Origin of the sequence: Streptomyces sp. 1114.5 (assembly GCF_003635085.1) — a bacterium.
Taxonomy (GTDB): Bacteria; Actinomycetota; Actinomycetes; order Streptomycetales; family Streptomycetaceae; genus Kitasatospora.
This window is the reverse complement of record NZ_RBXE01000002.1, coordinates 784,658-799,733: the sequence shown is the minus strand read 5'-3', so window position 1 is coordinate 799,733 and position 15,076 is coordinate 784,658. Positions and strand designations below refer to the sequence as shown.

The following is a 15,076-nucleotide window of genomic DNA, read 5'->3' as shown; positions in this document are numbered from 1 at the left end:
TGTTCGGCCACCACCACGCGAACGGGCAGGAACGCCGGCCTGGAGGGACGTGGCCGCGGACAATGCTGCGGAACCCCCGTACTCCGACCGGACGGAGCACACCGCGGTGTTGAGCAGGCGTCACTTCATGGGCTCGGCCGGCGCGGTGGGGCTCGCGCCGTACGCGGCACCGGCGGCGGCCGCCGCCGTGACTGCCGCCGCGCCGCGGAGCCACGAGCACCACATGGCGGCGGCGATCGAGGAGGGGCGCCGCAACGCGCGCTACCCCTTCGGCGCGGTGATCGTCCGCTCCGGCCGGGTGGTCGCCCGGGGCACCGCCTCCGCGGACAGCCCGACCCAGCACGGCGAAATGGTCGCCATCGACGACTACGGACAGCCCTACGGCGGTCCCGCATGGGCCGACACCGCCCTGTACACCACCGCCGAACCCTGCCCCATGTGCATGAGCGCCTGCGCCTGGGCCGGCATCGGCCAGGTCGTCTGGGCGACCTCGATCGAGGGGCTGCGCCGCACCGGCGTGGACCAGATCGACCTGTCCGCCACCGCCGTGGCCAAGGCCGCCGGATCCTTCTACCACCCGGGCCTGCTGCTGGGCGGGGTGCTCGCCGCCGAGACGGACGAGCTGTTCCGCCGCGCCCAGGTCATCCGCGACGGCGGCAGCGAGGACGGGTCGTAGGACAGCAGATCGCACCGCGGGAAGGGCGCCGACCGACGACCTGCGTGCCCGCACCGGACGTCGGTCCCACCCACTTCCGGTTCCCCCGGTTCCTACGCCGGGCGGGCTCCGTCCGGGTAGACGAGTACGGCCAGGACGCGGCGGTTGTCGTCGTCGGAGGCGCCGAGGCCGAGCTTGGCGAAGATGGTGGAGGTGTGATTGCTGACCGCGCCCTCGCTGAAGTGGAGGCGTTGGGCGATCGCGGCGTTGGAGCGGCCCCCGGCCATCATCGCGAGGACGTCGCGGGCGAGGGCGAGGCCGGCGGACGCCGGGAGGAGGCCGAGGGGGCGGTCCGAGCAGCCCGCGCAGCGGCAACAGGCCCTGTCCTCCGGTGCGGGGTGGGTCTGGGCCCACCCCCTGGTCGGGGGAAGGCGATGCTGCCGGGGCGTTCCGGTGGCGCTGGGGCGTTCCGGTGGGGCGTTCCAGGTGAGGGAGAAAGGGCAGGTCAGAGGGGGTGGGACCGTTCCAGTGTCCCGGTTGGGTGGGGAGGTCTGGCGGGTGGGACGGGCGGGGGGCCACTGTGGTGGTCGGCGGCCGGTGGCGTTGGCCCGGCCGCCCGGTCTGCTCGTTCATCCACCACTGTCACGGGGGAACCTCCATGTCCGTTCGTCGTGTTCTGTTCGTCCCGGCTGCCCTCGCCCTCGGGGCCGCGCTCAGCCTGACCGCCTGCCAGTCCGGTGGCGGTTCGGGCGGTGCGCAGCAGTCGGCGAAGCCCACCCAGGCGGCCCCGGCCGGCTCGGCGCCGCTGGCCGGTACTTCGGCTGCACCGGTGTCAGGGGCTTCGGCCACGCCTGCCGCCAACGGCGCTCCGGGGCGCGCCGAGTCGCCCGCTGCGCCCGCTGCCCCGGGCGGGGGCGGCGGTGACAGCTACGCGTACTCCCACCCCTGCGAGTCGAAGAAGCTGTCGGTCCGGGTGACCAGCCGGGCCGGGGCGCCGAGCCAGCGGGTGATCGAGGTCCGCAACCAGGGGACGACGGCCTGCGGTCTGGGCTACTACCCGCTGCTGAGCCTCGGTGACTCGCACTCGGCCGACCGCGGCAAGGACGTCAGGCCGCTGGTGCCCAGCGGGCTGGGCGGTGCCCCGGCGTACCCGGTGGCGCCCGGCCGGACGGCGTACGCGGTGCTCGACCTCAACCCGGGTGGGGCGGGCTCCGGCACCGTGTCCGGTGTCGACGAGGTGAACGTCCTGGCCGACGGGGACCACATGCCCGCCGCCGAGACGCTGAACTTCCCGCTCGGGCAGGGCGCGAAGGTGCTCAGGCCGAAGCTGGGCCTGTACCGCGACAGCGTGGCGGATGCGGCCGCCTCGGCGGCCACCGCGGACCGGCAGTCCTGAGCGGCGCGGTCCGTCGCGAGGCCGCCGTGCTGCCCCTCCCCCGAGCGCTCCGGCGCCGAGCCGGTACCGTGAGCTGCGGCTTCGAGCAGATCCGGGGCCGGTCCGGGGCGAGGGGTGGACGGCGCATGGGTGTGGAGACCGACGAGTTCGCGGCGATGCTGCGGGAGCTGAAGGAACGCTCCGGCCGCAGCTACGGCGCGCTGGCGACCCGGCTGCACGTCAGCACCTCCACGCTGCACCGCTACTGCAACGGCGCTGCCGTTCCGGCGGAGTACGCGCCCGTGGAGCGCCTGGCCCGGGCCTGCGGGGCACGCGCCGAGGAACTGGTCGAGCTGCACCGGCGCTGGATCCTGGCCGATGCGGCCCGGCGGCGGGAGGCGGGTGCGGCCGGTACGGCAACGGCCCAGGCTGCCGCCGCCAAGCCGGAGCCCGCGCCAGCGCCCGCGCCACAGCCCGCAAGCGCACCCGTGCCCGTGACCGCAAACACCAACGGACCCGCAAACGCACCCGCAGAGGAGGTGGAACCCGTGCGCCCCGTGGACCCGTCCGTCGAGCCGCGCCGCCGTACCCGCACCCGCGTGCTGCTGAGCGCCGTGGCCGTCGCCGCCCTGGCCGCGCTGGTCTCGGTCTTCGTGCTGCGCGAGGGCGGCGGCGCGACGGACACGACCACCTCCCCGACGGCCGCAGCGGCTCCCACCCCCGGCAGCGGGCCCGCCGCCACGACGCCCGCCACGACGCCCGCCACGGCACCCGCGGCCGCTCCCCCGGACGCCACCGGCAGTCCGACCGCCGGATCCCCCGCCGCCGCCTCTCCCACCTCCTCCCCCTCGCCCGAGGAGAACACCGCCCCGTTCCACGTCAACGTCCTCGCCGACAACTGGGGCAGCCCCTGCGGCCAGTGGTTCCTCTCCTCCCGCACCCCCTCCCAGGTGGCCCCGCCCCCGGACTCCGCCGCCCGCACCGGGAGCTGGGCGGCCGGGCAGCACGCCGTACCGGCCGGGCACCTGCGCCTTGAGCTGACCGCCCTGGGCAAGAACCCGACCCCGGTTGTGCTGAACGACGTGTACGTGCACATCGTCAGCACCCAGCCCGCGCCGAAGTGGAACGCCTACACGCCCGGCGCGGGCTGCGGCGGGGCCCTCGTCCCGGCGTCCTTCGCGGTGGACCTCGATTCGCCCTCACCGCACGCCGTCCCCGTCGCGGGCCGGGAGGGTACGAAGAAGACCCCGGTCACCGACTTCCCCTACCGGGTCTCGGACACCGACCCGCAGGTGATCGACGTGGACGCCACCACGCTCTCCCAGGACGTCACCTGGTACCTCGAACTGAAGTGGAACAGCGGCCTCAGCCACGGCACGCTGCCCGTGGACGACAACGGCCGCCCCTTCCGCACCGTGGGCCTGCAGGGCGCGCCCGGCTACTTCTACAACGGCAAGGCCTGGGCCCCGTCCCCCGTCGACGGCTGAGCACCCCGGGCGGTGCGCACGGCCGGCGAGTCCGGTGCCCGTCCGGGGTCTTCTCCACGTCAACGTGGTTGACATAGCCTGCCGGGATGAGCGATCGCGTAGTCCCGGAACCGCAGCGCAGGCGGCGGCGCCCCACCAAGCAGGGCGTCGTCCTCTCGGCCGGGCTGATCGTCGACACCGCGATCCGGCTGATCGGACAGCACGGCGCCGAGGCGCTCACCGTACGGCGGCTGGGCGCGGCACTGGGCGCCGACCCGAGCGCGGTCTACCGCTACTTCCACAGCACCGACGACCTGCTGCTCGCGATCGCCGACGAGCTCATCGGCCGCGCCCAGCACGGCTGGCAGCCCACCGGGGACTGGCGGGCCGACCTGCGCGCCATCGGCCTGCGCATCCACGCCAGTTACCAGGCCCACCCGCAGGCCGCGCTGCTCGCCGCCCACCGCACCACCGGCCGTACCCACGAGATCGCCGCCGTCGAGGCCATCCTCGGCACCCTGCGCACCGCCGGCTTCCCGGACGCGGAGGCCGTCCGCGTCTACCACGCCTTCGTCGACCAGAGCCTCGCCTTCGCCGCCCTGGACGCCGCCGCCCTCGCCCTGCCCGCGCCCGCCGCGGCTGCGGACCTCCAGGTCTGGCAGGCCTCCTACGCCCGCCTCGACGCCGCGACCCACCCGCACATCGCCGCCACCGCCCACCTGCTCACCTCGGACATGCGTCGCAGCGGCTACCCGTACGCGCTGGACCTGCTCCTCGACGCCGCCGCGGCCCGGCTCCGGTCGGCGGACACCGGACCGGACGGCTGACGGCACGTCGGCCGGGACGACTGGCGGCACGCGGGCCGGGCGGCCGACTCGCGGACGCACGCGGCCGCCGGTGGTGCGCCCCCGTGCGCGCACCACCGGCGGCCGTCCCGGCCCGAGGGCCCCGCCCGGAGGGCCGTCCCGGGAAACCGGAGACCCCGCCCGGAGGCCCGTCCCGGGAAACCGGAGGCCCCGGCCCGGGAGACCCGCCCCGCTCAGTCCGCCGCGTGCACCGACTCCCCGCCCACGTAGGTCCGCAGCACCCGCGCCTCGGCGATCTCCTCCGCCGGCCCGGTGAGGATGTCCCGGTCGAGCACGACCAGGTCCGCGAGCCGCCCGGCCGCCAGCACCCCCGCGTCGTCGTGCCCGTTGACGTATGCGGACCCGGCCGTGTACGCGGCGATCGCCGAGCCCAGGTCGAGCCGCTGCTCGGGCAGGAAGACCCGGCCGTCGGTGGCCCCCGGCTCCATCCGGTTGACCGCCACGTGCAGGCCCGCGAGCGGGTCCGGGCTGCTCACCGGCCAGTCGCTGCCCGCCGCCAGGGTGGCGCCCGCGCGCTGCAGGGCGCCGAACGGGTACTGCCAGGCGGCGCGTTCGGGCCCGAGGAAGGGGATCGTCAGTTCGTCCATCTGCGGTTCGTGGGCGGCCCACAGCGGCTGGATGTTGGCGATCGCCCCCAGCTGCGCGAAGCGGGCGAGGTCGTCCGGGTGGACGACCTGGAGGTGGGCGAGGTGGTGCCGGGCGCCGCGCCGGCCGTTGGCGGTGCGGGCGGCCTCGACGGCGTCCAGCGCCTCGCGGACGGCGCGGTCGCCGAGCGCGTGGAAGTGCACCTGGAAGTCGAGCGCGTCCAGTTCGGTGACGTAGCCGCGCAGCGCGGCCGGATCGACGAAGCTGAGGCCGGAGTTGGCGGTGGCGCAGCCGCACCCGTCCAGGTAGGGGCTGGTCATCGCGGCGGTGAAGTTCTCCGCGATGCCGTCCTGCATGATCTTCACCGAGCCGGCCCGGAACCGTCCGTGGCTCGACTCCGCGCGCCGCCGGACGAGTTCGGGGATCTGTTCGGCGCCGCGGTCGCGCTGCCACCAGAGCGCGCCGGTCACCCGGGCGGTCAGTGCGCCGGAGCGCGCCGCGGCCAGGTAGGCGTCGGACGGGTCGGGCTGGCCGTTGAACTCGCCGAGCAGGGCGTCCTGCCAGCCGGTGATGCCGAGCGAGTGCAGCAGCCGCTGGGCGCGCAGCAGCCCCTCCAGCCGGTCGGCGGCAGTGGACGGCGGCAGCAGCCGGGCGACGAGCGCGGTGGCGCCCTCCTGGAGCATGCCGCTGGGGGTGCCGTCGGGCTCGCGCTCGATCCGCCCGTCGGCCGGATCGGGGGTGTCCCGGGTGAGGCCGGCGAGTTCCAGCGCCCGGGTGTTGGCCCAGGCGCCGTGGTGGTCCCGGTTGGTGAGGTACACCGGCCGGTCGGGGACGACGGAGTCGAGCAGCTGACGGGTCGGCAGGCCGCCGCCGAAGCTCTCCATCGACCATCCGCTGCCGGTGATCCACTCCCGCCCGGGGTCGGCCTCGGCGTACGCCCGGATCCGTTCCAGGTAGTCGGCGACGCCGACCGTGCCGGTGAGGTCGCAGACGGCCAACTCGGTGCCGCCGAACACCGCGTGGATGTGCGCGTCCTGGAAGCCGGGCAGCAGCAGTTTGCCGGTGAGGTCCACGACCTCGGTTCGCGGCCCGATCAACTCCCGGACCTCGTCGTGCCCGACGGCGGCGATCCGTTCGCCGATCACCGCCAGCGAGGTCGCCCGCGTGCGGGCGGCGTCGCCGGTGTGCACGGGTCCGCCGGTGAAGACCAGATCGGCCTCGGTCATGGGGTGGTGCTCCGTTCCTGGGTCCGGTGAATCTCTTGTCCCACAATGGGGTTGGGCATGGGGGGCGTCCTCAGCCCGCCTGCTCCGTGGCGGGCCTGGGCCGTTCCGGGACGGGCCTGGCCCGTTCCAGGAAGTACGGCGAGCGGCGCCGCCAGCGGGCCCAGGCCGCCGCCGGGAGTCCGGTGACGACCATCAGCACCACCACGGTCAGCTCGAACCATCCGTTGTCGGCGGCGAGTTCGAAGTGGTCGGTGGAGTCGTAGAAGCTCCAGGCCAGGTAGCCGCCGACGACGAGCAGCGCCGCCGCGCCCAGCAGCGGGCCGACCACCGCGCGCAGGCCCTGCGCCGGGTGGGTGCGCAGCAGGCCGCGGAAGCGGACGGCGGCCGCGACGGCGGTCAGCGCGTAGTAGAGGGCGACGATGATGCCGATCGCGTTGACGGCGGCCGAGATCAGGTCGTTGACGGTCGGGATGGCCAGCGAGGCGAGGGCGAGCAGGACGGCGACGCCGGTGATCAGCAGTGTGCCGACGGCGGGGGTGGCGTGCCGGGGGTGCAGTCGGGTCCAGACCGGGCCGAGTGCCTGGTCGCGTCCCATCGCGTACAGTCCGCGGGCGGTGGGGATCACCGAGGACTGCAGCGAGGCGACTGCGGAGAACATCAGGGCGATCAACGGCAGTGCGGCGAGCGGCTGGTGGGCGAGCGTGGTACCGAAGTAGGTCAGCCCGTGGGCGCCGTTGTCGGCCAACTCACCCATCGGCAGTACGCGTTGGAAGGCGGTGCCGGCGAGCAGGAAGAGCAGCAGCATCACCACGAGGGCGAGCATGCCGCCGCGGGAGGCGTCGCGTGGGTCGCGGACCTCCTCGCCGACGCTGAACACCGACTCGAAGCCCCAGTAGCAGAACACCGCCAGCACCATGCCCTGGGCGACGGCGTCGAAGGAGGGGATGTCGAAGGGGTTGTACCACTGGAGCGAGAACGGCTGGTCGCCCGCGAACAGCCCGTATCCGCAGAAGCCGAGCAGCACGGCGTACTCGAACACCAGCAGGGCCTTCTGCAGTCGGGCCGCCAGGTCCAGGCCGCGTACCGCGATCAGTGCGGCGCCGATCAGGACCACCAGGCCGAGCAGGGTGCACTGGACGGTCGAGTCGGCGTCCAGTCGCAGGCCGGCGATGCTGCGCAGGTGGGCCTGGTCGAGCAGTTGGATGACCGAGGAGCCGGTGACGGTCGTGGTGTAGGCCATGAAGACGACGGTCCCCACGGTGTTGACCCAGCCGGTGAGGAAGCCGAGCCAGGGGCTGAGGGTGCGTCCGACCCACCGGTAGCTGCTGCCGGCGTCCGGTTCCACGGTGTTCAGCCGTCCGTACCCGCCCGCGATGGCGAGCACGGGCAGGAAGGCCAGCAGCATGATCGCCGGGAGGTGGAGGCCGACCACTCCGGCCATCAGGCCCAGGCCGATGCCGATGCTGCTGGTGGCGGCCGTGCTGGAGGCGGCGATCACCGCGCCGTCCAGCAGGCCGAGGGATTGCCGCATCACGACGTGGGGGGCGCTCGCGTCCGTTCTCGGAGCGCTGCCCGGGTCCTTCACCGTCGATGCCAACGGATCACCGCCTTGGTCGTGGGGGTGCACGTGGTTCGTGGGGTGCACGTGTGGGGGGAACGCGCGCGCCGGAGGGGGAGGCGCGTGCGGAAGTGCGAGCCATGAAACCGGCGCCGCCGTCACACGTCAATGCTGTTGTCATAAGCGCGAAGCCGATGATTTCCGCACCGCACGCCTGTGGTTCACCACGGATTCACCTGTCGTCCGGAACCGTGTTCATTCGGGACGTCTACGTTCTTTCCGCCGAAGGTCACCGGGACCGTGTCGACGAGAGGGAACCCACAGATGCTCCAGCGCAACCGCCGGTCCACCACCCTCGCCCTGAGCGCGGTGGCGCTGGCCGGCGCCCTGTCGCTCACCGCGTGCGGAAGCGACGACAACAAGACGGGGAACACCGCGGCGAGCGGTTCCGCGAGCGGCGGCGGCGCGGTCGCCTGCGGCAAGGGCGGCACCCTCCTCGGCGCGGGCTCCACGGCGCAGGGCAACGCGATGGACCAGTGGAAGACGGCCTACTCCGCCGCCTGCTCCGGCACCACGATCAACTACAGCGGCGGCGGCTCCGGCGCGGGCGTCCAGCAGTTCACCCAGGGCAAGGTCGCCTTCGCGGGCACCGACTACGTGCTCAAGGCCGCCGACGTCGACGCCTCCAAGGCGGTCTGCTCCGGCGGCAAGGCCATCGACCTGCCGATGGTCGGCGGCCTCGTCTCGCTGGTCTACAACGTGGACAACGTCGACAACCTGGTCCTGGACGGCCCGACCGCCGCCAAGATCTTCGACTCGCAGATCACCAAGTGGAACGACCCGGCCATCGCCGCCCTCAACCCGGGCGCCAAGCTGCCGGACGCCGACATCCAGTCCTTCCACCGCTCGGACGACTCCGGCACCACCTTCAACCTGACCTCCTACTTCGCCAAGACCTCCGGCGGCGCCTGGAGCGCGGCCCCGGACAAGGCGTGGAAGGGCAAGGGCGGCCAGTCCGCCAACGGCAGCGCCGGCCTCTCCGCCCAGATCAAGCAGGTCAAGAACTCCATCGGCTACGCCGAGCTGTCCTACGCCCAGATCAACAACCTCAGGAGCGCCGCCATCAGCACCGGCGCCGCCAAGCCGGTCGAGGCCACCGCCGCCAACGCCGCCAACACCTTCGCCACCTCCACCGTCGTCGGCACCGAGGGCGACCTCGCCCTCTCCCTCGACTACGGCACCAAGGCCGACAACGCCTACCCGATCGTCCTCGTCACCTACGAGGTCGTCTGCGACAAGGGCAACAAGGCCGAGACCCTCGACACCCTCAAGTCCTTCCTCACCTACACCATCGGCGACCCCGCCCAGCAGGCCATCGGCGAGAAGGGCTACGTCCCCCTCCCCGCCACCATCGCCGACAAGGTCAAGACCGCCGTGTCCACCCTCGCCTGACCCACCCACCCCCGGCGCCGGCCCCCACCACCGGGGGGCGGCGCCGGTCCGTGCCCCCGGCGAGGGCACGGACCGGCGGATGCACAGGACCGATGTCGGTGCCCGGAGCCAGAATGGGATCATGCCCTCCCTGGAGACCACGCCGAAGATCCGCGCCCGGATGAGCAAGCAGCGCAGTCACGACACGGGTATCGAGGTCACCCTCCGTCGATCCCTGCACGCGGCGGGGTTCCGCTACCGCGTCCACCGCAAGCCGCTCAAGGGCGTGCGCCGCGAAGCCGACATTCTCTTCGGCCCGGCGCGCATCGCGGTCTTCGTCGACGGCTGCTTCTGGCACGGCTGCCCGGAGCACGCGACGTGGCCCAAGAACAACGCCGACTTCTGGCGGGAGAAGATCGAGAAGAACCGCGCCCGGGACGCGGACACGGACTCGCGGCTCGCGGCGGCGGGGTGGTTGTCGGTCCGCGTCTGGGAGCACGAGAGCGCCGCCGAAGCCGCCGAGCGCATCGCCGTCCTGGTCCACGAGCGGCGGCCGAGGCGCGGGTTGAGCCCGGCGGAACCGACGACCGAGTACATCACACGTCCCGTCCCTGGCTAGACTCTGTCCACATGACCAGCACGGACGCAGCCGCTCCATTCCTCGCGAAACCGCACATTCTGGATCTTTTCGCCGGTCCGGGCGGTCTCGACGTGGCCGCGAAGATGCTGGGCGTGAGGTCACTCGGGATCGAGTGGGACAAGGACGCCTGTGAGACGCGTTACGCGGCCGGGCTCAGGACGTGGCACGCTGATGTCAGCCACATCCGGCGCAAGCGCTTCGAGGAGCTCGACGCGGACCTGAACGTACTGGCGGGCGGTCCGCCCTGCCAGACGTACTCAGTGGCCGGCAACGGTGCCGGGCGCAAAGCCTTGGAGAAGGTCAAGAAGCTCATCCACCGGCTGGTGGACGGGGCCGACGAGGACGATGTCGACGCGCAGCTGGAGAAGTTGGGCGGTGACCCTCGTACCGCCCTGGTCCTGGAACCGCTCCGATACGCGATCAAGGCTCTGGGTTCCCCGAACCGGGACCGGCGTCCGTTCGACGTGATCGTCCTGGAGCAGGTGCCCGCGGTCAAGGCACTCTGGGAGGTCTACAAGGCGGCCCTGGAGAAGGGACTGCCCCGGGAGGACGGAACGAGGGCCCGGTACAACGTCGCCGAGGTCAGGACTCTGCACACCGAGGCGTACGGCGTCCCGCAGACCCGTCGCCGCACGATCCTGATCGCGCGGCTCGACGAGCACGAGGCTCCTGCGATCCCCGCTCCCACCCACCACGTCTTCAACCTGCGCAAGCCGGAGCAGGGCAGTCCCGACGAGGCCCAGATCGCACTGCCCGTGGACGGGACCGCTGCGCCGCTCAGGCCCTGGGTCGCGATGGAGGACGTGCTCACGGGCCGAGAGACCCCGTTCGAGATCGTGTCGAACTACGGCAGCGGCGGCGACCCCAGGAACCGAGGCATCCGCACGTACCGGCAGCCGTCGTTCACCGTCACCGGGAAGGTCTCGCGCAACGCTGTCCGACGGCATCCGAACGGCCCCGAACTCGACCCCGACCGACTGACCATCCGCGAGGCAGGCATCCTCCAGACCTTCCCGCCCGACTACCCCTGGGAGGGCGGCGACCAGTCCCAGCAGGTGGGCAACGCCGTGCCCCCGTTGTTCGGCATGCACGTGCTGGCGGCTGCGCTGGCCAGGCCACTCCCGCCGGAGGAGGTGCTGCGGGAGAGCTGGCCCCGACTCGACAAGGGGGGGACCAGTACCGGGCCCTCCGCCGGGAGGGTTGCGACGCCGAGGACGACTGCGGCACCGGCTGCCCGATACCCGAGGTTCAGGCCCCTGCCTCCGGCGCATCCGCGAGGAAGTCGGCGAAGTAGTCCGCAAGAACGCTCACCGAAAGCTCAGGCGCGGGTTCCTCGTCGGGGCCCGCGGGGAGCACGTTCCTTGATACCTGACGGGCGGACTCGGCCTCCGCGATCCAGTCGAGCAGCGGACGGGGGTCGCGCTCGGGGTGGTCGGGAGCGATCACGTCGTACATGAGCGTCGCCGCCGAGGCGTTGACGGCTCCCGCCAAGGCATTGGCCTCTCGGCCGGTGGCACCATCGCCCTTCGCGACCAGTCGGACGATCGCCTGCGCGGTGGGCCGGTGGTTGATCACAGACATCCGGAGCGCGGTGTTGAAGATGTCCTGGTTGCCGCAGGCCGTGACCACCGGTCCGTAGTCCGGGCCGTTGCGGAAGAGCTCGGCTGCCCACCAGAGCCGGGCGAAAGCCTGTGTGTGGTACGGACCGCGAAAGCGTACGGCCGCCACCTTGGCCGCCTTGCCGTCCTTGGGTTCCGCCAGGTGCCGCCAGACCACGTAGTCCGGGGCGACGCCGAGGGCGAGGTAGTTCCAGAACCCGGGGTCGGCCGCCTCGCGGCGGGTGAGCCGCAGCGCCGCGTGGAGGCGCGGGGCGAGCCAGGCGTCGGCCTGGGTGGCCTTGAAACCGTTGCTCCGGCAGTAGGCCATGGCGTCCTCGGCCAGTTCCCGGATCGGCCGGAGTTCACCGCGCCGATCGGCGTGCGGAAGCGGTTCGGTGACGTCGTTGAGCTTGATGCTCAGCGCGTCCTCGCGCCCGGTGAGCAGTCCCTCGGTGAGGAACTCCGCCACCTCGGCGTTCGGCAGCAGGGCCAAGCGCTCCGGGAGGAAGCTGGGCCGGTCGGTCATGCGTCGTCCCCCTGCGTGAGGCGTTCCAGGTCGTGGATGGTGGTGGAGAGCGTCCTGGGGACGCCGGCGCGCCGGGAGGCGGCGAAGTGGATCCGGGATTGGAGTTCCCCCCATCCGGCGGCGGAGGATCCGGTGCGTGCCGCATGGACCTCCCGCAGGGCCTGCTCCGGCTCGCGGTCGGGATACACGTCGGGGAGCATCTCCCGGAGCACCTCGCCCTGCCAGCCGTGTGGGAACACCGGGACGCCGTCCTCCTCGACCTCAAGGTCGCCGACGGCGGAGTGGAAGACGGCTGTCCAGACCTCGGAGCCCATCTGGACGAGAAGGAGTTCCCGGACGGTCTTCTCCGCGCTGCTCCCACCGTCCGCACCCATCAGGTCGCCGAGCCCGTCGAAGTCGGTGTTGATGCGCACGGCCGGAAGGCGACCGGTGGTGTCGACCAGCCACGGGGCGTCCTTGAAGCGCTGGAGTCGACTCGCCCCGGACCCGAACTTGATCATCTTGACATCGAATTCGCGGGCGAGCGAGGGCACGACCTCGATGACGTCGACGAACCACTCCGTGTCGGCGGTGGCGATCACCCGCCCCGGGACACCGTCGACGGTGGCCACCACGTGCACGGCGAGGGTGGCACGATCGAGGAGGTCGCAGCGGTTCAGGTACAGCTCGGCCGTCCGCTCGCGGCCGTCCACGGAAACCGAGGAGAACTCCACGGTCGCACGGGTGTTGGTGGCCCGCTCCGTCAGGACGGCGACGACCTTGACGTTCTGCCAGGGTCCGTTGGGGTCCAGCGCCTTGGCCGGGATGCCGGCGGAGAGCCGGAGCCTGGCCTCGCTCCAGTCGGGACGATCCTCGTCGGGCCCGAGGGCGACGACTCGTTCGACGGTGGAGAGGTATTTGCTCTCCACGTCCTCCCATGGCTCACCCTCGGCCTTGAGCTGGACGCTGTCGACGCGCCAGGACACGTTGCCGGTGAGCCGCCGGTAGGGGTAGACCTTCACGCCTGCTCTCCCTTTCCGTTACGGAGTTCGACGACGAGCCCGGTGAGTTGGGCTCGGACCGGATGCCGGGACACGTCGGTGACGCCCCGGAAGACGGCCTTGCGACTGCCCGGCGACAACTGGAGGGCCCCATCGACGACCTCGCAGCCGCTGACGGCGACCAGGTCCTTCCAGGGGGCGAGGGGACGGGGGCCGGAGCGCACGTCGAACTTGGCGACGGGCGTGACCGGCCGGTCCGTGTCCACCCCGGGCGACACCCGCAGGTCGACGGTGACCGACCAGGCTCCGGTCTCGTCGATCAGCGCGTCCACGTTGTCCAGTTCGGGCAGGGCCGCGGCCGCCTGACGCGGCTTCTTCGCGCCGCCGCCCACCTTGAGCCGACCGGCGATCTTCGCCTCTCCCCCGTTGCGGCGCTTGGCCTTGGGCACCGCCACGAGCTCGCGCACGGCACCGTTCGCCGCAGCGGTCAGGGCGGCGATGCGCCGGTGCGCGGAGGGCGAGTAGGACAGCCGCAGTTCCTCCGTCTGACCCCACTTGTTGTGCTCCGGCGGTTCGGAGGCGCGGAGGAACTCCTCGGCGGCCTCGGCACCGGGGGCGTCCGGGCCCGCCGCGCGGCCGGTGAGCAGGATGGCCTGGAAGGGGTTGGTGCCGATCGGGATGTTGGTGACGGCGCTGTCCTTGACGGTCATGCGGTTTCCCCGCATGGACACCAGTCGATTGGGGCGTCCGTCGGCATCCTCGGCGTTGGTGACCAGGAGCACCGCCTCGTGCGACACTCCGCCGCGCGCCTGCCCGCCGTGCAGCGGCACGTTGAGCGGCACGGTGGTCCGGGCGACCTGGCCGGGGCCGGTCAGCCGGTCGACGGTGGCGCCTTCCAGGAAGGCCCGCAGGGCACGGGTGCGGGACGGCTGGGCCGCGGCAGGGTCCACGTGCTCCTCGGGGATCAGCACCTCTCCGTTGCGGTAGGTGCGGACGGATGCCTCCAGGTGCGGCTTGTGGTCGCCGCCACCGGTCATCGCGGCCCAGAAGTTGCGGCCCAGCGCGTCGACGAGTCGGGCATGCATGCGGTGGACGGAGTCGTCGTCCTCGGTTGACTCCTCCTCGTCCACGGCACCGTTGACGGCCACCAGACTGGCGACGTCGTGGGCGCCGACGATGAGGAAGGAAGTGCCGGGAGCCGCACTCTCACGAGTCAGGTGGAGCTTCTCGACGGTCTCCTCGTCCGCCCACCAGGAACGAACCACGTCCGCGGACTCGGTGGTCGGGTCGGGCCGTCCGAACCAGGCCGGACCGGCGCACGCTCGGTCGTCGACCTCACGCCAGGGAAGATCGAGGCGTCCGACGAGGCGGCGCTCGGTGCGGCCCTCGTGGGGTTCGGAGAGGGTGGAGTTGATCAGCACCAGGCCGAGTCGGCTGGTCGCCCACAGGGTGGCCTTGCCCAGGCCGTAGGAACCTCCTGCCCCCAGGTCCCGCTTCTGGCTGTCGAGTTGACGCCGCACCACGGCAGCGAAGAGCCCGTCCTCGTAGTCGCCGCCGGTCAGACCGGTGGCGTTGTAGTCGTCGACCCGGAGCAGCACCAGACGGTCGTGCTGGTACATGTCGCGCAGCCCGGCCGCGATCGTGCGCGAGACCTTGCTCTGCTTGCCGCCGTCGGCGGTCAGCGCCTCGTAGTGCGGGCGCAGGCGCTCCCACTCGATGGCTTCGCGGAACCGGGCGAGGGCCTCGCCGGTGAGTTCGTGCAGGGTGTAGCGGACCCGGACGGGCTCGGCCGGGTCGAGGCGGGCGTCGAGGCTGTTCTGGGTGGCCTCACGGGCCAGGACCGAGACGTCGGCCTCGAAGGCGAATGCAGCGGCATTGCCGTACTCACGGCCGCCGTCGGCGTGGGCGGGCCGGTGGTACCACTGGACGGGCAGCCCGAGTTGGGCGTCGGAGCTGCGGGTGTGAATGGTCTCCAGGTCGGTCTTGAGTACCTCGGCGATGCGCCGGATGGTCTCGTCTCGGGGTACGGAGCGGCCGACGATCCAGGCCGAGACGGCGGCCCGGGTCACGCCCAGCTCCTCCGCCAGATCGGTCTGGCTCTTCCCGGCGTTCCTGAGCTGGCGCGCCAGCCAGGGGCCGAAGTCCTCAGCCGCCTTCACGTCCCACCTGC

The 15,076-nt window shown here is 72.5% G+C and carries 12 protein-coding genes and 1 pseudogene; 7 read left to right on the top strand and 6 right to left on the bottom strand.

All coding sequences use genetic code 11. The features are described 5' to 3' along the window. Positions 1-109 precede the first annotated feature (109 nt). Positions 110-676: a nucleoside deaminase gene (locus BX285_RS26840; protein ID WP_259470803.1), complete on the top strand. Its 567-nt coding sequence runs from the start codon at positions 110-112 to the stop codon at positions 674-676. Between the two features lie 92 nt (positions 677-768). Here BX285_RS26840 and BX285_RS39555 read toward each other — a convergent pair whose 3' ends face one another. Beyond that, on the bottom strand, positions 769-1,164 hold the full coding sequence (locus BX285_RS39555; RefSeq protein ID WP_398901552.1) for a response regulator transcription factor: 396 nt from the start codon (positions 1,162-1,164) through the stop codon (positions 769-771). Between the two features lie 149 nt (positions 1,165-1,313). On the opposite strand from BX285_RS39555, the gene BX285_RS26825 reads away from it, so the two are divergent. The 3 genes from BX285_RS26825 (at position 1,314) to BX285_RS26815 (ending at position 4,323) form a co-directional block, all read left to right on the top strand. Continuing rightward, a complete protein-coding gene (locus BX285_RS26825) occupies positions 1,314-2,051 on the top strand; it encodes a DUF4232 domain-containing protein (RefSeq protein WP_121178470.1) in 738 nt (245 codons plus the stop codon). A gap of 125 nt (positions 2,052-2,176) precedes the next feature. Beyond that, positions 2,177-3,517 carry a helix-turn-helix transcriptional regulator gene (locus BX285_RS26820; protein WP_121178469.1) on the top strand — a complete coding sequence of 447 codons (1,341 nt, stop codon included), beginning with the start codon at positions 2,177-2,179 and terminating at the stop codon, positions 3,515-3,517. An 86-nt stretch (positions 3,518-3,603) separates the two neighbouring features. Next, positions 3,604-4,323, top strand: coding sequence for a TetR/AcrR family transcriptional regulator (locus BX285_RS26815; RefSeq protein ID WP_121178468.1), 720 nt, complete (start codon positions 3,604-3,606; stop codon positions 4,321-4,323). Between the two features lie 212 nt (positions 4,324-4,535). Here the strand turns inward: BX285_RS26815 and BX285_RS26810 are convergent, their stop codons facing one another. Together BX285_RS26810 and BX285_RS26805 are read right to left on the bottom strand one after the other, a co-directional pair. After that, positions 4,536-6,173: an amidohydrolase gene (locus tag BX285_RS26810; protein WP_097235548.1), complete on the bottom strand. Its 1,638-nt coding sequence runs from the start codon at positions 6,171-6,173 to the stop codon at positions 4,536-4,538. Between the two features lie 70 nt (positions 6,174-6,243). Further along, positions 6,244-7,704 (bottom strand): APC family permease, encoded by a 1,461-nt coding sequence (locus BX285_RS26805; RefSeq protein ID WP_121178467.1) that lies wholly within the window; start codon positions 7,702-7,704, stop codon positions 6,244-6,246. A gap of 351 nt (positions 7,705-8,055) precedes the next feature. Here BX285_RS26805 and pstS point away from each other — a divergent pair, with 351 nt between their 5' ends. The 3 genes and pseudogenes from pstS to BX285_RS26790 all read left to right on the top strand — a co-directional run. Continuing rightward, the gene (pstS, locus tag BX285_RS26800) at positions 8,056-9,183 is read left to right on the top strand and encodes a phosphate ABC transporter substrate-binding protein PstS (protein WP_121178466.1); all 1,128 of its coding nucleotides are present in this window, start codon (positions 8,056-8,058) and stop codon (positions 9,181-9,183) included. A 121-nt stretch (positions 9,184-9,304) separates the two neighbouring features. Further along, positions 9,305-9,781, top strand: a complete 477-nt coding sequence (locus BX285_RS26795; protein ID WP_121178465.1) for a very short patch repair endonuclease — start codon at positions 9,305-9,307, stop codon at positions 9,779-9,781. 11 nt (positions 9,782-9,792) lie between these two features. Next, a pseudogene (locus BX285_RS26790) lies at positions 9,793-10,836 on the top strand (DNA cytosine methyltransferase); the annotation flags it as partial. Between the two features lie 214 nt (positions 10,837-11,050). On the opposite strand, the gene BX285_RS26785 reads toward BX285_RS26790, so the two are convergent. The 3 genes from BX285_RS26785 to BX285_RS26775 are packed head-to-tail and all read right to left on the bottom strand — an operon-like array spanning position 11,051 to position 15,065. Further along, positions 11,051-11,926: a DUF6339 family protein gene (locus tag BX285_RS26785; protein ID WP_121178464.1), complete on the bottom strand. Its 876-nt coding sequence runs from the start codon at positions 11,924-11,926 to the stop codon at positions 11,051-11,053. After that, positions 11,923-12,927 carry a hypothetical protein gene (locus tag BX285_RS26780; RefSeq protein WP_121178463.1) on the bottom strand — a complete coding sequence of 335 codons (1,005 nt, stop codon included), beginning with the start codon at positions 12,925-12,927 and terminating at the stop codon, positions 11,923-11,925. The genes BX285_RS26785 and BX285_RS26780 overlap by 4 nt, the downstream gene beginning before the upstream one ends. Next, complete coding sequence (locus BX285_RS26775) at positions 12,924-15,065, bottom strand: helix-turn-helix domain-containing protein (RefSeq protein WP_121178462.1); 2,142 nt, start codon at positions 15,063-15,065, stop codon at positions 12,924-12,926. Before BX285_RS26775 ends, BX285_RS26780 begins: the two co-directional genes overlap by 4 nt. Positions 15,066-15,076: the final 11 nt, after the last annotated feature.